The sequence below is a fragment of the Arthrobacter citreus genome, assembly GCF_038405225.1.
Taxonomy (GTDB): Bacteria; Actinomycetota; Actinomycetes; order Actinomycetales; family Micrococcaceae; genus Arthrobacter_B; species Arthrobacter_B citreus_A.
Genome location: NZ_CP151657.1, coordinates 996882 through 1016326, shown reverse-complemented (window position 1 = coordinate 1016326; position 19445 = coordinate 996882). Strand labels below are relative to the sequence as shown.

The 19445-nt window shown below is 66.3% G+C and carries 17 protein-coding genes; 4 read left to right on the top strand and 13 right to left on the bottom strand.

Annotation, left to right across the window (positions count from 1 at the left end; translation table 11 throughout):
• Positions 1–5: 5 nt before the first annotated feature.
• From yajC to pdxT, 6 genes are all read right to left on the bottom strand, one after another.
• Positions 6–506 carry a preprotein translocase subunit YajC gene (gene yajC, locus AAE021_RS04735; protein ID WP_342025314.1) on the bottom strand — a complete coding sequence of 167 codons (501 nt, stop codon included), beginning with the start codon at positions 504–506 and terminating at the stop codon, positions 6–8.
• Positions 507–827: 321 nt separating this feature from the next.
• Positions 828–1901, bottom strand: coding sequence for a Holliday junction branch migration DNA helicase RuvB (ruvB, locus tag AAE021_RS04730; RefSeq protein ID WP_342025313.1), 1074 nt, complete (start codon positions 1899–1901; stop codon positions 828–830).
• 10 nt (positions 1902–1911) lie between these two features.
• Positions 1912–2541, bottom strand: a complete 630-nt coding sequence (gene ruvA, locus AAE021_RS04725) for a Holliday junction branch migration protein RuvA (RefSeq protein ID WP_342024471.1) — start codon at positions 2539–2541, stop codon at positions 1912–1914.
• A 99-nt stretch (positions 2542–2640) separates the two neighbouring features.
• Positions 2641–3246, bottom strand: coding sequence for a crossover junction endodeoxyribonuclease RuvC (ruvC, locus tag AAE021_RS04720; protein WP_342024470.1), 606 nt, complete (start codon positions 3244–3246; stop codon positions 2641–2643).
• Between the two features lie 4 nt (positions 3247–3250).
• Positions 3251–4006: a YebC/PmpR family DNA-binding transcriptional regulator gene (locus tag AAE021_RS04715; RefSeq protein ID WP_342024469.1), complete on the bottom strand. Its 756-nt coding sequence runs from the start codon at positions 4004–4006 to the stop codon at positions 3251–3253.
• Between the two features lie 3 nt (positions 4007–4009).
• Positions 4010–4729: a pyridoxal 5'-phosphate synthase glutaminase subunit PdxT gene (gene pdxT, locus AAE021_RS04710; protein WP_342025312.1), complete on the bottom strand. Its 720-nt coding sequence runs from the start codon at positions 4727–4729 to the stop codon at positions 4010–4012.
• Between the two features lie 85 nt (positions 4730–4814).
• On the opposite strand from pdxT, the gene AAE021_RS04705 reads away from it, so the two are divergent.
• Together AAE021_RS04705 and AAE021_RS04700 are read left to right on the top strand one after the other, a co-directional pair.
• Positions 4815–6086, top strand: coding sequence for a MurT ligase domain-containing protein (locus AAE021_RS04705; RefSeq protein ID WP_342024468.1), 1272 nt, complete (start codon positions 4815–4817; stop codon positions 6084–6086).
• Positions 6083–6847 (top strand): glutamine amidotransferase, encoded by a 765-nt coding sequence (locus tag AAE021_RS04700; protein ID WP_342024467.1) that lies wholly within the window; start codon positions 6083–6085, stop codon positions 6845–6847. The genes AAE021_RS04705 and AAE021_RS04700 overlap by 4 nt, the downstream gene beginning before the upstream one ends.
• A 5-nt stretch (positions 6848–6852) precedes the next feature.
• Here AAE021_RS04700 and AAE021_RS04695 read toward each other — a convergent pair whose 3' ends face one another.
• Positions 6853–8136, bottom strand: a complete 1284-nt coding sequence (locus tag AAE021_RS04695) for a CapA family protein (RefSeq protein WP_342024466.1) — start codon at positions 8134–8136, stop codon at positions 6853–6855.
• A gap of 102 nt (positions 8137–8238) precedes the next feature.
• On the opposite strand from AAE021_RS04695, the gene AAE021_RS04690 reads away from it, so the two are divergent.
• Together AAE021_RS04690 and AAE021_RS04685 are read left to right on the top strand one after the other, a co-directional pair.
• Positions 8239–10260, top strand: coding sequence for a M3 family metallopeptidase (locus AAE021_RS04690; protein WP_342024465.1), 2022 nt, complete (start codon positions 8239–8241; stop codon positions 10258–10260).
• A 6-nt stretch (positions 10261–10266) separates the two neighbouring features.
• Entirely contained in the window at positions 10267–11013 is a 747-nt protein-coding gene (locus AAE021_RS04685; RefSeq protein ID WP_342024464.1) for a GNAT family N-acetyltransferase, read from the top strand.
• A gap of 66 nt (positions 11014–11079) precedes the next feature.
• Here AAE021_RS04685 and pdxS read toward each other — a convergent pair whose 3' ends face one another.
• The 6 genes from pdxS to AAE021_RS04655 all read right to left on the bottom strand — a co-directional run bounded on the left by pdxS (position 11080) and on the right by AAE021_RS04655 (position 19369).
• On the bottom strand, positions 11080–12021 hold the full coding sequence (gene pdxS / locus AAE021_RS04680; protein WP_425362448.1) for a pyridoxal 5'-phosphate synthase lyase subunit PdxS: 942 nt from the start codon (positions 12019–12021) through the stop codon (positions 11080–11082).
• Between the two features lie 147 nt (positions 12022–12168).
• The gene (gene pgsA, locus AAE021_RS04675; RefSeq protein WP_342024463.1) at positions 12169–12771 is read right to left on the bottom strand and encodes a phosphatidylinositol phosphate synthase; all 603 of its coding nucleotides are present in this window, start codon (positions 12769–12771) and stop codon (positions 12169–12171) included.
• Between the two features lie 3 nt (positions 12772–12774).
• On the bottom strand, positions 12775–13386 hold the full coding sequence (locus AAE021_RS04670; RefSeq protein ID WP_342024462.1) for an HIT domain-containing protein: 612 nt from the start codon (positions 13384–13386) through the stop codon (positions 12775–12777).
• A 40-nt stretch (positions 13387–13426) separates the two neighbouring features.
• A complete protein-coding gene (gene thrS, locus AAE021_RS04665) occupies positions 13427–15439 on the bottom strand; it encodes a threonine--tRNA ligase (RefSeq protein WP_342024461.1) in 2013 nt (670 codons plus the stop codon).
• 78 nt (positions 15440–15517) lie between these two features.
• Complete coding sequence (locus AAE021_RS04660; protein ID WP_342024460.1) at positions 15518–19048, bottom strand: DNA polymerase III subunit alpha; 3531 nt, start codon at positions 19046–19048, stop codon at positions 15518–15520.
• A gap of 9 nt (positions 19049–19057) precedes the next feature.
• Positions 19058–19369, bottom strand: a complete 312-nt coding sequence (locus tag AAE021_RS04655) for a DUF6504 family protein (protein ID WP_342024459.1) — start codon at positions 19367–19369, stop codon at positions 19058–19060.
• Between the last annotated feature and the right edge of the window lie 76 nt (positions 19370–19445).

Genomic DNA, 19445 nt, shown 5'->3' with positions numbered 1-19445 from the left:
AGAGTCTAGTTCTCTTTCTTGTTTTCGCGGTTCAGGCGATCGAGTGTTTCCTCGGGAGTCTCATCGGCGTGCGCCGCCGAATCGTCGCGGCGGACATCGCCGGCCGGGGCAGCCTGGGCCTGGCGGGCGGCGTCACCGCTGTGGTCCGCAGCGGTGATCGAGGAAGCGTCGTCCGGAACAACCGGAGCCTCTTCGTCAACGGCGGGCTCGGACGTGGTGACCACCTTGGTCAGCGCCTGGAGGTGCACGGTGGCGGTGTTGCCGGGAGAGAGCTCCAGGACTGCCTTGTTCTCCTCGTTGTTGATCGAGAGGATCGTTCCGAACAGACCGAACTGGGTCATGACCTCGGTGCCGGGAACCATCTGGGTCCGCTGCTCCTGTACCGTCTTCTGCGTCTTCTTCTGCTTGCGGAACATCATGAAGATGAACAGTGCCAGCAGGATCGGCAGCAGGAGGCTGGAGAACGAGAAGCCGCCGGGGGCCTGTTCCGTGGTGGTTTGGGCCATGATGTTTAAGAACACAGAGTGGTTCCGTTTCTGTTGGAGATTGGTGTGCGGGTATCACTGGACAGGGCGGCCACCGGCTTCGGTGCCGCCGTTATCCCTTGGGGCGACTCGATCAATAACCGAGATCATGAGACGAGATCAGGTCACGCGGCCAGGCACATTGCCCGCCCAACGAATGACCAGTCTAAAGGTAAAACGCGCACCGCGGCCGAAAAGTTGCCGCAGAAGCTGTACTTTTCCGCCTTCTTCGATGCTAATTGTCCCCCGCCACGCCCCGGGCCTCAAGTCAATCCCGAAACGGATCCTCCGCAGCGGCCGGAACTAGGCTTCGTCGTCGGCGGACGTGTTGGTGCCGGGACCGGAGAACATGTTCTCGGGAAGGCCGGCGGCCACATTGTCCGGCATCTGCAGGCCCAAATGCTCCCACGCGGCGCGGGTGGCAACCCGTCCGCGCGGTGTGCGGCCGAGCAGCCCTTCACGGACGAGATACGGTTCGGCCACGGTTTCCACGGTTTCCGGTTCCTCGCCCACGGCGATGGCGAGGGTGGACAGGCCCACCGGTCCCCCGTTGAACTTGGTCACCAGCGCCCGGAGCACGGAGCGGTCCAACCGGTCCAGGCCGCGGGCATCCACTTCGTACATGTCCAGGGCAGCTCCGGCGGTGCGGGCGTCAATCTGGTCCACGCCGTGCACCAGCGCCCAGTCCCGCACCCGGCGCAGCAGCCGGTTTGCGATGCGCGGAGTTCCCCGGGAACGTCCGGCAACCTCGGCGAACCCGGCGGAATTGACCTTCATGTCCATCAGCATGGCCGAGCGGCGCAGCACAAGCTCCAGCTCGGCGGTGGAGTAGAACTCCAGGTGTCCGGTGAAGCCAAAGCGGTCCCGCAGCGGGCCGGGCAGCAGTCCGGCCCGGGTGGTGGCTCCCACCAGGGTGAACGGCGGCAGATCCAGCGGAATGGCCGTGGCTCCGGCACCCTTGCCCACAATGATGTCCACCCGGAAATCTTCCATGGCCATGTAAAGCATTTCCTCGGCCGGCCGGGACATGCGGTGGATTTCGTCGAGGAACAGCACCTCCCCCTCGGTGAGCGAGGACAGGATGGCGGCCAGGTCGCCGGCATGCTGGATGGCCGGTCCGGAGGAGATCCTCAGCGGTGCATTCATTTCGGCGGCAATAATCATGGACAGCGTGGTCTTGCCCAGCCCGGGAGGACCGGACAACAGCACGTGGTCGGCGCTGCGTCCCCGCAGGCGGGAAGCCTCCAGCACAAGGGACAGCTGCTCGCGCACCCGTTTCTGGCCGACAAAGTCGTCGAGGTTTTTCGGCCGCAGCGCAGCTTCGATGGCTTTGTCGTCCGGGTCCCCGGTGGGGGCAACCAGACCGTCCCCGGACAGTGCGGACACCTCAGCCCACCTGCTGGCGGGGAGCCCGCGCCCGTGCGCCGTCGGTGCCCAGGCGGCGGAGCGTCAGTTTCAGGATTTCGCCGACGTTGCCGGCGGCGGCAACGTCGGGCGCTTCGGCGACGGCGGCGTCGATGGCGGCGGTGGCATCCTTTTCCGTCCAGCCCAACCCCGTCATGGCGGCCAGGACCTGGTCCTGCCAGCGCGCTGCGGCGGGACTTTCCGCGGTACCCAGCGGCACCAGTTTGTCCGCCAGTTCCAGCACGATGCGGCGGGCGCCCTTCGGCCCGATGCCGGAAACCTTACTGAAGGCCTTGTCGTCGCCGGAGGATGCGGCGACGCGGATTGCTTCAGGAGTATGGACGGCCAGGACCCCCAGGGCGATCCGGGGACCGACGCCTGAGACGCTCAGCAGGGTTTCAAAAACTTCCCGCTGGTCCGCGTCGGTGAATCCGTACAGCGTCATGGAGTCCTCGCGGACAATCATGGCCGTCTGGACCAGCGCCTCGCGGCCCACATGCAGGGAACCCAGGGTTTGCGGGGTGGCTTGGACCAGCATGCCCAAACCGTTGACGTCGATCACTGCCGATTGCAGGCCAACGTGCGTTACTGTCCCGCGCAGGGATGCGATCATGACAAAACTCCAGGGGCTGTGTAGAACATATCTACGAATACCCTACTGTGTACCGCTGCGGTTTCCCGGTTCCGGCGCGCTGTCGGAGCAGTCCCGCCGTCAGCGGCGGGCGCGGGCTTCCGCCTCGGCCCACAGCCGCTGGGCGGGGGTCAGGCCGCTCGTGGGAGGCTTGCGGACCGCGCGGGCACCGGACGCGGAGCCGGCCGTGGTTTGCCCCGGACCGGCGACACCTCGGCGCCATGCGTGCGTGATGGCCAGCGCCAGGGCGTCGGCCGCGTCGGCGGGCGTGGGAGGCGCGTCGAGCCGGAGGATCTTGGTGACCATCTTCCCCACGGCGTCCTTATTTGCGCCGCCGGATCCCGTCACGGCGGCTTTAACCTCGGTGGGGGTGTGCAGGGCCACGGGAATGCCGCGCCGCGCGGCGGCCGCAATGACGACGCCGGACGCCTGCGCGGTGCCCATGACCGTACTGACGTTGAGCTGGCTGAACACCCGCTCCACGGCCAGGACATCCGGCTTGTGGGTGTCAAGCCACAGCTCGATCGCGTCTGAAATGACAAGCAGCCTGCCGTCCAGGGCGGTTCCCGCCACGGTGCCGACCACGCCAACGGCCACAAGGGTGGCACGGCGGTTGCGTTCGACGTCGACCACGCCCAGGCCGCACCGGGTCAGGCCCGGATCAACCCCCAGGACGCGCAGGCTCACCCGATCAGTCGTCTTCGAGCTGGGCGAAGACCTCGGCGGGGATGTCTGCGTTGGAGTACACGTTCTGGACGTCGTCCAGGTCCTCCACAGCATCCACGAGCTTCAGGAACTTCCGGGCGTTGTCGGCTTCCAGCTCCACGTGCATGGAGGGCAGGAATTCGGCTTCGTCGGTGTCGTACTCGATGCCCGCTTCCTCCAGGGCTGCGACAACGGCGCGCAGGTCTGCGGCCTCCGAAATGATCTCGAAGTTGTCACCGGATTCCTTGACCTCGTCAGCGCCGGCGTCCAGCACAGCCATCAGCAGGTCATCCTCGGTGAGGTCCTTCTTGGGCAGCGTAACAACGCCCTTGCGGGTGAACATGTAGGCCACCGACCCGGGATCGCCCATGTTGCCGCCGTTGCGGGTGACAGCCAGGCGCACTTCCGAAGCGGCGCGGTTCTTGTTGTCCGTGAGGCACTCGATCAGCAGTGCGGTGCCCTGCGGGCCGTAGCCCTCGTACATGATGGTCTGGTAGTCCACCGCTTCGCCCAGGAGACCGGCGCCGCGCTTGACGGCGCGGTTGATGTTGTCGATGGGAACAGAGGTCTTTTTGGCCTTGGCAACGGCGAGTTCAAGGCCGGGGTTTCCGGCCATGTCGGCGCCGCCCGCGCGGGCCGCAACTTCGATGTTCTTGATCAGCTTGGCGAACGACTTTGCACGCTTGGCGTCAATAACTGCCTTTTTGTGCTTAGTGGTTGCCCATTTAGAGTGGCCCGACATGCTCTACGCTTCTCCTCTGATCATCTGGATAAAAAGTTCGTGAACGCGGCTCTCCCCCGTTACCTCCGGATGGAATGAGGTGGCCAGCAGATTTCCCGAACGCACTGCCACAATTCTAGCGACGAAATCGCCGGCAGACGCATGACCCGGCTCCTGCGGCGGAACCCGGGCCAGCACTTCGACGGAATCGCCCACCTTTTCCACCCACGGCGCGCGGATAAAAACGGCATGGACCGGCTCCGGATGACTGCCGGCGTCCGCCGAGGGCAGATTCTGAAGGCCCTTGAAGTCCAGGAGCGTTTCGAAGGACTCCCGCTGCCGGCCGAACGCATTGCGCCGGACTTCAATGTCCAGCCCGCCCAGGGTCTGCTGCGGCGCACCCGAAAGGTCCCGGGCCGGGTCTGAAATATGGTCGGCAAGCAGGATCATTCCGGCGCAGGAACCGTACACCGGCAGCCCGCCGCGGATCAGCTCCTGAAGCGGAGAATAAACGCCAAAGGCCCGCAGGAGCTTATCCATGGTGGTTGATTCCCCGCCCGGGAGCACCAGCCCGTCCAAGCCCTTAAGCTCTTGGGGCCGGCGCACTAAAACGACCTTCGCCCCCGACGCTTCCAGACTCGCCGCATGCTCGCGGACACCGCCCTGCAGGGCCAGGACGCCCACCTGCAGCGGGCGCGGCAGCGGGCGCGGCGGTGTGTGCAAAGGAAAGACGCTCGCTTTCATCATCCGGCCAGTCTACGGCGCAGCACGGTCAGCGGGCGCGCACCGGCAAGGGCCGGAGCGGCTCCTTACGATATATTCATAAACCATGAGTTCTTTCTCCGTCCTGACAGGCAAGCTGGTCCGCAGTGCCTCCAAACTGCGCGGCGGCGGCTCCGCATTGCCCGGCCTCGTGGTGGAGAAAATCGACCCCGATTTCATCCGCCGCACGCTGGCCGACCTGCCTCTGGGCGTCGCCGTCGTTTCCGGAACCAACGGGAAAACCACCACCACCAAAATGGTCGTGGAACTGCTCGAATCCCAGGGCCTGAAGGTGTTCACCAACCGCACCGGCAGCAACTTCACCCGCGGTGTCGCCGCGGCGCTGCTGGGCGAAGTGGACTGGCGCGGCCGCCTGGACGCCGACGTCGCCGTCCTGGAACTGGACGAAGCGCACGCCGTGCACTTCGTGAAGCTGATCCAGCCGCGCTATTCGCTGCTGCTGAACGTGCTTCGCGACCAGCTGGACCGGTTCGGTGAAATCGACAAGACCACCCGGCTGCTGGAGTCCATCGCCAAGGCCACCACACAAACGGTGGTGCTCAACCGCGAGGACCCGCGCGTCGCCTCCATTGCCGCATCCCTGGATCAGCAGGAGGTCCGCTACTTTGGCCTCGACTCGTCCCTGCGCAGCACCTTCCCAAACGACGACGAGATGCGCGGCTCCAAGGCCGAAGCCCTGGCCGCCGTGCTGCCCGCCGACGTCGTGCTGGAACGCGTGGCCGAAAGCGACGCCGATTTCCGCGTGGATGACACGGTGGTGACCACGGGCCTGAAGCTGCGCGGGGTCTACAACATCTTCAACGCGGCGGCCGCACTGGCCCTGGCCCGCGTCATCGCCGGGCCTTCGGCCAACAGCGGCGCCCTGTTCACGGCGCTGTCCAACGTGGAGCCGGCGTTTGGGCGCGGCGAGTCCCTGGTGGTCAACGGACAGCCCCTGGAACTGGTGCTGGTGAAGAACCCCAGCGGTTTCCGGCTCGGCCTGAAGTCCTTTGCTGCCCACGGATACTCCACCATGATTGCCATCAACGACAACTACGCCGACGGACGCGACATGTCCTGGCTGTGGGACGTTGATTTCGAGACCCTGGCCGCGGACGGAGTGAACATGGTCACCGGCGTGCGCGCCTACGACATGGCGCTGCGGCTGAAGTACGACGACGTTCCGGTGGCGGACATCAATCCGGACATCACCGATGCGCTAAAGGCCTTTATCGCCGTTTCCGGCCAGCGCCCCATGCGCATCTTCTGCACGTACACGGCCATGCTGGCCGTGCGGCGCGAACTTTCCAAGATCACGACAGTAGAGGTGGTCTCATGAGCGAGGACCAAACGGCAGCGGGCAACCGGAGCATCAACATCCTGCAGCTGTACCCGCGGGAAATGAACATCTACGGCGACTGGGGCAACGTCCTGGTCCTGAAGCAGCGCCTGAAGTGGAACGGCTACACCGCCAACGTCATGGAATACAACGTGGGCGACGACTTCCCGGCCGACGTTGACCTCCTGGTGGGCGGCGGCGGGCAGGACAGCGGACAGGTTGTCATCCAGGAGGACCTGCAGGCGCTGGCTCCCACCCTGCGGGCCATGGCCGAGGACGACGTTCCGATGCTGGCGATCTGCGGGCTGTACCAGCTGTTTGGACGGTTTTTCAAGACCCACACCGGCACCGTCATTCCCGGGATCGGCCTGCTGGACCTGGAAACGCACGGCGGCACCGAGCGCCTGATCGGCAACGTGCTGTCCGTCAGCGAGGAGTTCGGCGAGATCCACGGTTACGAGAACCACTCCGGCCAAACGTTCCTGGGCTCAGGCGTCAAGCCGCTGGCCGAGGTCCGCAAGGGCGAGGGCAACAACTCCAAGGACAACTACGAGGGCGCCCGCTACCGCAACGTCGTGGCCAGCTACCTGCACGGCTCCCTGCTGCCCAAGAACCCGGCCATCGCCGACTTCCTCATTGAGCAGGCCGTGACGCGCAAGTTCGGCGCCTTTGAACCGGCTCCGCCCTCGGCGCGGGATCTGGACGAGCTGGCGAAGCTGTCCGAGCTGGCCCGGCAGCACGCCGGCCAGCGCCCCCGCTAGCGCGCCTACTTCTCGGCGCTCACCAGCCACTCACGGGCGCCCGCTTCGGCGGCGCCCATCGATTCGACCACGGTGACGGTGCGCGCCCGGACTTCGGCCTGCTGCGCCCCGGATGCACAGTCGCCCTGCGGCAGGTCAGCGGCGACGGAGCACCAGCGGTAGGGGTCACGGACGATCACCGACGGCGCCCACGCCAGATCGGTGACGCTCCAGGCGCCGGCGCCGTCCCGGCCAAACTGGGCGCGCAGGATCAGCCCTTCATTGTTTACGCCGTACCAGGGCGAAAGTTCGGTGACGGCGTTGCCCAGCCCGTACGCAATCCACGTGCCGTTGTAGTTTTCAATGGGCAGCACGGAGTGGCTGTGGTGGCCGTAGATGAAGTCGAACTCGCCGCTGTCGGCCAGGGCGTGTGCGGTTTGCACCTGCTGGTCATTGGGTACCGAAGCATATTCGTCGCCGGCATGGAGCGCGCCCACCACGACGTCGGCCCCCGCGGCCCGCGCAGCCTGTGCCCGGGCGATCATGTCCGCCGGATCCAGCAGGTCCACCTGCCAGTCAAAGTCCGCGGTCATGCCGTTCAGGCCATAGGTCGCTTCGATCACCGACACCTTCGCCGCGGGGGTCTTCAGGATCATCGGCTGCGCTGCGTCCGCCTCCGAGGCGTAGGATCCGGTGTGTTCCAGTCCCAGGGCATCCAGTTCGGCCAGCGTGCGGTTCAATCCGTCGGTTCCGGCATCCACGGTGTGGTTGCTGGCCGTGGTGCAGGCGTCGTAACCAACATTCTTGGCGGCAGAGAGGACCTGCGGCGGCACGTTGAACAGCGGGTACCCGGCGTACGGTCCCTGCGGCGGCGCCACCGGCGTCTCCATGTGGCAGATCCCCACGTCAGCACGGTCCAGATAGACCCTTTTGCCTTCCAGGAGCGGCCCAAAGTCCAGCGGCCCGCGCCCTGAGGCCGCCGCATCGGTTTCGGCCTGGGTCCACAGCTGCGGATGCACCAGGAGGTCACCGGCCACCATCATCGAAAAGCACCGTTCAGCGGCACAGTCCGGACCAAGTCCGGGCGTCGGCCGCGGAGCGGGGGCCGGAGTAGCCGAGGCCGAAGCCGCCCCTGGAGCGGTGCCGGGAGAAGCCGCCTTCGACGTGGCCGGGGCCAGGGACGCGGACTCGGCGGCATCCGGTTCCGGCACCGGCGAGCATCCGGCCGCACCCGCCGCCAGCACCAGCAGCAGCACGGCAGTGCCGGCGAAACCGCGGGCACCCCTGACGTTTCCGACCCTGTTTTCCACTGTCTCTCCCACCTGTCCCCAGCCCACCCCCAGCCGCTGCGCCAAGCGTACGACGGCGTTTCTGTTGTTCGCCTCACGTCGTTTGTGCGAGTCTTGACGCTTATGAGCAACCCTTTCCTGAGTACCAGTACTCTGCCCTATCAGCTGCCGCCGTTCGACCAGATCAGCCCCGACGATTTCCTGCCGGCCTTCAAAGCCGGATTCGAGGAACACCTCGCCGAAATCGACGCCATCACCCGGAATCCCCAGGCTCCGGATTTCGAGAACACGATCGCGGCCATGGAGCTCGCCGGGCAGACGCTGGCACGCACGGCAGCTGCGTTTTTCACCCTGACCGCAGCCGATGCAACGGACCAGGTCCAGGCCATCGAGCAGGAAGTGGGCCCGCAGCTGGCCGCCCACGGCGACAGCATCCATCTCAACAAGGACCTCTGGGCACGGGTCGAAGCGGTTTCGGTGGAAGGTCTGGACGCTGAGTCCTCCCGCCTCGTCCAGGAGTACCGCCGCGCCTTTATCCGCGCCGGAGCCAGGCTCGACGACGACGGCCAGGCGCGCATGCGCGAGCTGAACTCACGCCTGTCCGTGCTGGGCACCGACTACGCACAGAAGCTGCTGCGCGACACCAACAATTCAGCGCTGCTGGTGAGCAATGCAGCGGATTTGGCTGGCCTGTCCGATGACGGCATTGCCTCCGCCGCCGCGGCGGCCGCGGAGGCAGGCTCCGAAGGCAGCTACCTGCTGTCGCTGATCCTGCCGACGTCCCAGCCGGCCCTGGCCTCATTGACCAACAGGGAAACCCGCAGGCGCCTCTTCGAGGCTTCACTGAACCGGGGCTTCCGCGGCAACGGGGACAACACACTGGCCCTGGCTGCCGAAATGGCTGCGCTGCGCGCAGAACGCGCCGCGCTGCTGGGCTTCGCGACCCACGCGGACTTCGCCACCGACAACCAAACCGCGCCGTCCCTGGAAGCGATCCACTCCATGCTCGGGAAGCTGGCCCCTCCGGCGGTGCGCAACGCCAACGCCGAAGCGGAGCTGCTGCGCGAAGCCGCGCGTCGGGACGGCATCAGCGAGCTTGCCGCCTGGGACTGGTCCTACTACTCGGAACAGGTGCGCCGGGAGAAGTTCAGCGTGGACCGCTCCGCCCTCCGGCCGTACTTTGAACTGGAACGGGTCCTGGCCGACGGTGTCTTTTACGCCGCCAACCGGCTGTACGGCATCACCTTCACGGAGCGCCCCGACCTGGTGGGCTACCATCCGGATGTCCGGATTTGGGAAGTGAAGAACGACGACGGCTCGCCCCTTGGCCTGTTCCTGGGCGACTACTACACCCGCGACACCAAGGCCGGCGGCGCCTGGATGAACTCCCTGGTGCACCAGTCCGCCCTGCTGGGAACCCAGGCCGTGGTCATCAACAACCTGAACATTCCCAAGCCGCCGGCCGGTGAGCCCACGCTGCTGTCTTTCGACGAGGTGGTGACCGCCTTCCACGAATTCGGCCATGCCCTGCACGGCTTGTTCTCGGATGTCACCTATCCTCAGTTCTCCGGCACCGCCGTGCCGCGGGACTTCGTCGAGTACCCCTCGCAGGTCAACGAAATGTGGATGCTGTGGCCCGAGGTCGTGGCCAACTTCGCCAGGCACCACGAAACCGGGGAACCGCTGCCGTCCGGGGTCATTGACCGGATCGAAGCCGCCTCAACCTGGGGTGAAGGGTTCGGCACCACGGAATACCTCGGCGCGGCACTGCTGGATCTGGCGTGGCACGAGCTGTCCCCCGGCGAAACCGTCACCGATCCGCAGCAGTTCGAGGCGGACGCCCTGTCACGGGCTGGCGTGGCCCTGGAGCTGGTGCCGCCGCGCTACCGGTCCGGGTACTTCAAGCACATTTTCGCCGGCGGGTACGCGGCTTCCTACTACGCCTACATCTGGAGCGAGGTCCTGGACGCGGACACCGTGGAGTGGTTCAAGGAAAACGGCGGGCTGACCCGGGAAAACGGGAACCGGTTCCGCCGCGAACTGCTGTCCCGGGGCAACAGCATCGACCCGCTGGAGGCATTCCGGAACTTCCGCGGCCGCGAAGCAGCGATCGAGCCGCTGCTGCACCGCCGCGGTTTGGCCTGATCCTTCATGGTCACCATCGCCGCCTGCCAGGAGCTTCACCGGAACTGGCTGCAGACCCTGGCCGGCGCCACCGGTGGCCGGACCTTCTCCACACATGAATCGGAATGGGCCTGGATGCCGGCCCGGCGGCAGCTGGTGCTGCTGTATCCGCAGCGGATCGCACCGGCGGGCATCCGCCCGGGCTTGGCCGAGGGAACACGGCTGGGTGCCCAGAGTGTGTCGGTGTGGCTGAACAACGCGGTCAGCTACGCCCCGCTGGAGGCGTTTGGATTCCGCCGCGGTCCGCAGCCGCTGTGGATGAGCGCTCCCGTTTCAGCTCCGCAGCAGTTCAGCTCCGCCGCGGCGGTCATCGATCCGGAGCCGGCGGAAGTCACCGGTCCCGATGCCGAAGAGCTCGCAGCGGGGCTGGGCCATCCCCGGACCGCCTGGCATGTCACGAGCCGCGGCGGAGGAAAGCTCACCGGACGGGCATGGGTGTTTGTTCCGTCCCAGCAGGTGCAGCAGGAACAGCGGAGGTTGCAGGAAAAGCCGGTTTCCGGCTCCCTTGGCGGTGTTTTCAGTCTTGCCGTGGGGCCTTCCAGCCGCCGCCAGGGCTACGGAACGGCGCTGCTGAGCCGGGCCGCCACCGTCGCTGCTACCGCCGGCGCGGACCGGCTGGCCATCAACGCCGCTCCCCTGGGCCAGGAGCTGTGTGCGGCGCGCGGCTTCGAGCTTATTGGCCGCGGCCAGCAGCTGACCCTGGACCTGCGCTGATTCCTCCGACCTGCGCTGATTCCCTGCCGCGGCAGGGAATCAGCGCAGGCTCACCGCAGGGTGTTCCTACCAGCCGCGCTCGGACAACCGGTGCGGCTGCGGGAGTTCGTCCACGTTGATGCCCACCATGGCCTCGCCCAGTCCCCGTGATGCCTTGGCAACTTCATCAGCATCGTCAAAGAACGTCGTAGCCTTCACGATGGCTGCGGCACGCTGTGCGGGGTTCCCGGACTTGAAGATTCCCGAGCCAACAAAAACACCGTCCGCCCCCAGCTGCATCATCATGGCAGCGTCGGCCGGGGTGGCGATGCCGCCGGCGGTGAACAGCACCACCGGCAGCTTGCCGGCTGCGGCAACCTCCTTGACGAGCTCGTACGGAGCCTGCAGTTCCTTGGCCGCGACGTACAGCTCGTCCTCCGGCAGGGAGGACAGCCGGGCCACTTCGGAGCGGATGGCACGCATGTGCATGGTCGCGTTGGAGACATCCCCCGTGCCGGCTTCGCCCTTGGACCGGATCATGGCTGCGCCTTCATTGATGCGGCGCAGCGCCTCACCCAGATTGGTTGCGCCGCAGACAAACGGCACCGTGAACTTCCACTTGTCGATGTGGTTTGTGTAGTCGGCCGGGGTCAGGACCTCGGATTCATCGATGTAATCGACGCCAAGCGACTGGAGGACCTGCGCTTCCACGAAGTGGCCGATCCTGGCCTTGGCCATGACCGGGATGGAGACGGCGTCAATGATGCTGTCGATCATGTCCGGGTCGCTCATGCGGGACACCCCGCCCTGGGCGCGGATGTCGGCGGGGACCCGCTCAAGGGCCATGACCGCAACGGCTCCGGCGTCTTCGGCAATGCGGGCCTGCTCGGCCGTGACCACATCCATGATCACTCCGCCCTTGAGCATTTCGGCAATGCCGCGCTTAACCCGGCTGCTGCCGGTGATCGGAGAGGGAGCGCCGGCGGATGCACCGGACACTGAGGTGGGCTGGGAATCAGGGGTATTCATCAAAGAGCTCTCGTCGTCGCTGGTGTGCAGGAAATCAGTACCGTCCCAGCCTAGATGGCCAAGCCCCGGAAAACAGAAGACCCGGCACCGGTTTTACGTCCGGTGTCGGGCCTTCAGGCGTGGGCTGAGCAGCAGGGCAGGGTCCTTCTAGGGGGCCTGCCGGTGCACTGCACGCATCCGCTGCAGGATGGTCACGCAGCTGGCTGCGCACAGTGCCGCCAAAACCACGAACAGCAGCATCTCGGGAAGACCGAGTCCCACCAGGCCCGTGGCCACCAGCAGGGATACCAGCCGTTCGGCGCGTTCGGCAATACCGACATTCGCGGTGAAGCCCAGCGACTCCGCCTTGGCGCGGATGTAGGAGACCAGCATGCCCAGGACCAGGCAGATGATCGCGGCAATGCCGATGGCGTCATTGCCGCCGCCAGTGAAGAACCAGATGCTGACGCCGGCAAAGAGGGCGCCGTCGGCAAAGCGGTCCAGGGTGGAGTCCAGGAAGCCGCCCCATTTCCCGGTGCGTTCCTGCTGGCGCGCCATGATGCCGTCAATGACGTCGGAGAAAATGAATGCCGTGATGAACAGGGTTCCCCAGAAGAGCTGGCCCAGCGGGTAGAACACCAGCCCGCCAACCATCACGCCCAGGGTGCCCAGGATGGTGACGGCATCGGGAGAGACACCGCGTTTCAGCAGCCAGGCGGCCAGGGGCGTGAACAGCCCGGTGAAGAAGCCGCGCGCGTATTTGTTCAGCACCGCTCAGTCCTCGCTTGCTGCGGGGTCGGCGGCCTGCGGCCAGGCATCGGCCACCTGCCGGCGGACGTCACCCAGCGTCTGGGTGATGGCCTTGGTTTGGGCGATGATCGGCAGGAAGTTCCCGTCCCCGCCCCAGCGCGGAACAATGTGCTGGTGCAGGTGGGCGGCTATTCCCGCTCCCCCGGTGACGCCCTGGTTCATGCCCAGGTTGAAACCGCTGGGGTTGGACACCTTCCGCAGCACCCGCATTGCCGTTTGGGTCAGGGACGCTATTTCAGCCGTTTCCTGCTCGTCAATGTCCGTGTAATCCGGGACGTGCCGGTACGGGCAGACGAGCAGGTGCCCGGCGTTGTACGGGAACAGGTTCAGGATGACATAGGCGTACTTCCCGCGGTGCACAATCAGGGACTCTTCGTCGCTGCGTCCCGGGGCCGCACAGAACGGGCAGTTGTGCTCCGAGGAGACCTGTTCCTGCCCGCCCTTGATGTACGCGAGCCGGTGCGGGGTCCACAGGCGTGCAAAGGAATCCGGCACCCCGGGAAGCTCGAATGAATCCGTGACTGAAGCATCTCCCGGATAGGGACTGCCGCCGTCGTCCTGGCTGCTGTTTTCCATCTGCACTCCTGCGCTCCCCGCCCGTTCCGTTCAGTTCCGCTTACTTGTCCCGGTTCCGAACAGCTTCAACAATCCGCTTGACGGCTTCCTCAACGGGAACGCCGTTGTCCTGGCTGCCGTCACGGAACCGGAAGGACACGGCGCCGGCATCGGCGTCGTCACCGCCGGCAATCAGGACAAACGGAATCTTGTCCTTGGACGCGGTGCGGATCTTCTTCGGGAAGCGGTCGGTGCCGGTGTCCACCTGGGCGCGGATGCCTTCGGCCTTGAGCTTGTCGACGACGTCGAACATGTAGTCGTTGAACGCCTCGGCCACGGGGATGCCTACCACCTGGACCGGTGCCAGCCAGGCCGGGAACGCGCCGGCGTAGTGCTCGGTGAGCACTGCCATGAAGCGTTCCACGGAGCCGAACAGGGCGCGGTGGATCATGACCGGACGCTGGCGGGTGCCGTCGGCGGCCTGGTACTCCAGCTCGAAGCGCTCGGGCAGGTTGAAGTCCAGCTGGATGGTGGACATCTGCCAGGTGCGGCCAATGGCGTCGCGGGCCTGGACGGAGATCTTGGGGCCGTAGAACGCGGCGCCGCCCGGATCCGGAACCAGGTCCAGTCCGGAGGCTTCGGCCACCTCGGCGAGGGTGCGGGTGGCTTCGTCCCAGACCTCGTCGGAACCGACGTACTTTTCCGGGTCCTTGGTGGAGAGCTCCAGGTAGAAGTCGTCCAGGCCGTAGTCCTTGAGCAGGTCAAGGACAAAGTTCAAGGTGCTGGTGAGCTCGTCCTTCATCTGGTCGCGGGTGCAGTAGATGTGGGCGTCGTCCTGGGTCATGCCGCGCACACGGGTGAGGCCGTGGATCACGCCGGACTTCTCGTAGCGGTACACGGAGCCGAATTCGAACAGGCGCAGCGGCAGTTCGCGGTAGGACCGGCCGCGGGAGCGGAAGATCAGGTTGTGCATGGGGCAGTTCATCGGCTTCAGGTAGTAGTCCTGGCCGGGCTTGATGACCGCGCCGGTTTCCGGGTCAACGACCTCGTCAACGTGCATCGGGGGGAACATGCCGTCGCGGTACCAGTCCAGGTGGCCGGAAACCTCGTACAGGTGCCCCTTGGTGATGTGCGGGGTGTACACGAACTCGTAGCCGGCCTCGGTGTGGCGCTGGCGGGAGTAGTCCTCCATGGCCTTGCGGATGATGCCGCCCTTGGGGTGGAACACCGGCAGGCCCGAACCCAGTTCATCCGGGAAGGAGAACAGGTCCAGTTCGGTGCCCAGCTTGCGGTGGTCGCGGCGCTCGGCCTCGGCCAGGCGCTCCTGGTATGCCTTCAGCGCGTCCTTGGTGGGCCAGGCGGTGCCGTAAATGCGCTGCAGCTGCTGGTTCTTCTGGTCGCCCAGCCAGTAGGCGGCGGCCGAGCGGGTCAGCGCAAAGGCGTTAGAGATCAGTTTGGTGTTGGGCAGGTGCGGGCCGCGGCACAGGTCACACCACACGACGTCGCCGGACTTGCGGTCCACGTTGTCGTAAATGGTGATCTCGCCGGCGCCAACCTCGATGTTCGCGCCCTCGCCGGCTTCCTCGGCGCCGTCCTTCTTGCCCAGCAGCTCCAGCTTGTACGGCTCGTTGGCCATCGCTTCGCGGGCTTCTTCTTCGGTGACCACGCGGCGGGCGAATTTCTGGTTCGAGTTGATGATCTTCTGCATCATCTTCTCGAGGGTCTTCAGGTCCTCCGGCGTGAACGGCTCGGCGACGTCGAAGTCGAAGTAGAATCCGTCCTTGATGTACGGGCCGATGCCCAGCTTGGCATCCGGGCGCAGCTGCTGCACGGCCTGGGCCATCACGTGCGCGGTGGAGTGGCGCAGGACGTTGAGTCCGTCTTCGGAGTCGATGGTGACGGACTCCACGGAAATACCCTCGGACAGCTCGGCGTCGAGGTCCTTCAGGACCCCGTCCACGCGCATGACAACGACGTCGCGGCGGTCGAAGAACAGCTGAGCACCTGTGGTGCCAGTATCCACCGTGGTCTCTTCGCCGTCGACGATGAGGGTGAACTTCTCTGGCACTGACACGGTTGTCTCCTAGATTTCGTTGTACGGCGTCCTTGGGCCGGTCAGGACGTGACCGGCTCCTTCTGCGCCCCTTCGATGTTATCCGCTGGAGTTGGGCCCCACCAACCTGCCGCGCTGGAGGCGGGGCAGGGATGCTGTGTCATTCAGGTCCCATGCTTCCAATGCCTGCATGCTGATCCCGCGCGGCCCGGTGCGCCGGGTCAGGCCGCGGACGAGCATCAGCTGGGTGCCGAAGAGCAGCGGGCCGGTCTTTTCCTGGGCCTCGGTGAAGAAGGTGCAGTCCACGCAGCCGGTGCCGTCGTCGAGGCTGATGAACACCACACGCCGGCCGCCGCGCATGGGCGGTGTTTGGGTGGCCACCCGGATACCGGCGACCAGCACCTCGGATCCGCTGCGCAGATCTATCAGGTCCCGGGCCTTGGTCACGCCCAGTTCCGTCAGCAGCGGGCCATAGCTGTCGATCAGGTGGGCGCTGACGTCCACTGACAAAAGGTCCAGCTCGGTGCGCACCCTCTCGCGCAGCGTGGGTTCGGGCAGGTCCGCGCGCAGGTTTTCCAGCTCCGTGTCCCCCAGCGGCAGCGCCAGCTGGCCCGGAATGGGATCGTACTTCCGTCCCGAAGGCCGGGGCAGCGCCGTCTCCAGGTGGTGCAGCAGATCCGCGCGGGACGCCCCCGAGCCGGAGTTTTTGGCCAGGGAATCAAAGGCTCCCAGGGAGGCCAGCCGCATCAGGGTTCTGCGGCCCACCCGTGCCCGGGCCCGCAGGTCAGCCAGCGAGTCATAGGGCTGGCCGGCGGTTATGCGCTTCAGTTCCGTGGCCGACAATCCGTAAATCCCGGCCAGGCTTAGCCGGATGCCCAGTTTTTCCGGCCGCGCCGGATGCCCGGGTGACGCCGGAACCGCCGGCACGCGCTCCACCCGGTATTGCTCGCCGCTGCGGTTGATGTCCAGCGGAAGGATGGGGATGCCCATCCGCCGAGCCTCGGCCACCAGCAGCCGGCGCGGATACATTCCCGGATCATGTTCGAAAATGCCGGCCAGGAACGCCTCGGGATGATGCGCCTTCAACCAGGCCGATTGGTAGGTGGGAACGGCAAAAGCGGCACCGTGGGCCTTGCAGAACCCAAAACTGCCAAAAGCCTTCAGCGTGCCCCACACCTTCCCGATGACCTCCGCCGAATATCCACGCTTTCCCGCTTCGGTCCGGAAGTACTCCTCCACGGCCCCTTCGGCGTTCTCATTGCCCAGCAGCCGGCGCAGCTCATCGGCCTTCGCCAGGCCGCAGCCGGTGAACACGTCAAAGGTGCGCAGCACCTGTTCGTGGAACACCGTCACCCCATGGGTTTCCGCCAGGACCGGGCGCAGTGCCTCGTGCGGATACACCTCCGGCGAGAAGCCGTGCCGGTGCTCAAGGAACGGGCGGACCATGTCGGATTTCATCGGTCCGGGACGGAACAGCGAGATGTCGATGATCAGGTCATTAAACTCACGCGGGACGAGCTTGCCGATCAGTTCGCGCTGGCCGGGTGACTCGATCTGGAAGCAGCCCAGCGTGTAGGTGCTGCAGATCAGGTCATAGGTTGGCGCATCATCCAGCGGCACGGCGTCGAGGTTGATGGAGCCGTCCTCGTGCACATAGTCCGGACCGTGCCCGGTGGGTCCGGCCGGATGGGCGCCGGCGGCTACGGTCTCAGCCTTGCTCGGATGCAGCCGCCGGATCTCCTGGAGGGCATAGGCCATGGCGCTTTGCATCCGCACGCCCAGCACATCGAGCTTGAGCATTCCCATCGGGTCCATATCGTGTTTGTCGAACTGGGACATGGGCAGGCCCAGGCCGGAGGGCTGCACCGGAGTGCGGTCCAGCAGGGATGCATCGCCCAGGATCACTCCGCACGGATGCATGGAAATGTGCCGGGGCAGCCGGTCCAGGCGTTCGGTCAGATCCACCAGGAGGTCCAGCTGCCGGTTGCCTTCGACCCGTTCGGCGACCTCCCGCAGTTCGGGCTTTTCGGCGAGCGCCTCACGGAAGTTCCGGGCCGAGAAGCGCCACAGCTGTTTCGCCACGGCTCCGATGTCCTCTTCGGCCAGACCCAGGGCCATGCCGGCGTCGCGCACCGCCCCGCGCGCCCGGTAGCCGTTCTGCATGCTCATCAGGGTGACGCGTTCAGAGCCAAAGCGTTCAAAGATGCGGTGGTAGACGTTGTGCCGCTGCGCGCTTTCGACGTCGATGTCGATGTCCGGCAGGGTGGAACGGTCGGAGGAGAGGAACCGCTCAAAAATCAGGTCGTGCGCCAGGGGATTCACGTGGCTGACTCCCAGCAAATAATTCACCAGGGAAGACGCCCCCGATCCCCGCGCGGCGGCACGCACCCCCATGCCGGTGATCATCGAGGAGACCTCGGCGACGGTAAGGAAGTAGGAGGCAAAGCCCAGCCGTTCGATGATGCCCAGCTCATGGGCCAGCCGGTTGCGCAGGCGCGCCTGCTCCGTGGAGCTCCCGCCCTCCCGGGACGGGAACCTTCGTTCAATGCCCGCTTCGCAGCGGCGCACCAGTTCGGCCATGGGTTCGGAGGTGATGCCAATGACCGAGGCCTCCGGGACCACCGGCTGCTTCCAGCCCATGTCCGCCTGCGGATCCATCCGGCAGGCATCGGCGAGCGCCCCGGTGTCGCGGAGCATCCGTGCCGCCCCTGAACTCCCGTACCCTGCCCCGGCGCTGATTTCCCGGGCCAGTGCGTGCATTTGAGCCGGGGTTTTCAGCCAGCCCTGCCCGTTGGGCTGCAGGTCGCCGAGCCGTGCCATGGACGTCAGCGCGCGGGCGGCGTCCAGGACATCGGCGGTGGCGGCGCCGTCGGCGTCCACATAGCGGACCGCGTTGGTGAGGATGGCGGGAAGCTGCATTTCATCGGCCAGCCGGAACATGCGCACGGCATGGGCCAGGCTGAGGTTGGCCCCGGGGGCGCTGAGGTGGGTCACCACCTCCACGGCGAGCGCTCCGCGGGGCAGCACTGCCCGCCAGCGGGAGAAAAGCGTGCGGGCAACGGCGTAGCTTCGGCTGCGCATGGCAATTCCGACGTCGGAAAAGGGGCCCACCAGCACGGTCAGGACCGGATCAGTGGCACCGCTGTCCCCCGCAGCCTTCCCCCGACCCTCCCCCGGGTCATTCCCCTGGCCATCCCCCTGGTCATCCCTCTGGTCGTCCCCCGCCGCCCGGGCCGCCAGCTGCTGCAGCGTCACTCCCACCGGTTTGCTTCCCTTGCGGGCCGCCGAAGGGGATGTGCCGGCATGGGCATCGGAGATCAGCCGGCACAGGGCCCGGTACCCGGCTCCGCCGCGGTGGCCGTGCGCCAGGACCACCACCCGTCCGGTCACCGCCGGACTTCCGTCCGCATCCGGCTCGCCGAGCACCGCCAGATCCACCCCGACAATGGGGTCAATGCCGGCATCCATGCAGGCGCGCAGGTGTTTGACGGTTCCGTACAGTCCGTCCCGGTCGGTGCAGGCCAGCGCGTCCGCGCCGCTGGCTGCGGCTGCTGCCGCAAGGTCCTGCGGCCAGGACACCCCGTAATGGGCGCTGAAGGCGGTGGCGGTGTGCAGATGGATAAAGCTCATGGGTTCGCTCTAGGCACTTTCCCGCAGGGCGTCGTGAATCCGGATCAGGCGCCAGCGGCCGCTGCCGATGTCGTGGGAGATATCCAGGGTGCGCAGCGGCGAGCGCGGGGCCTGCCGGGCCTGGACACGCCAGATTTCCGAGTCCACCAGCCCGGGTCCGTGTCCGCGTTCGGCCCGCGCCTCTTCGTCCCACCAGTTCCGCCGCTCGTACCAGCGCACCGGGTCTGCCGCGACCTTGTAGGTATGGCCGCTCCAGACGAGCCGGAGGGGCTGGCCCGCGGGCGAGCACACCACCTCTATTGCTTCACTGAAGACACCCATTCAGCTTCCCTCCCGCCGGCTGGCGTGCACCCGCGCTTACGCCGGCCCCGTTTTTGACTGATGACCCGGACGGCAA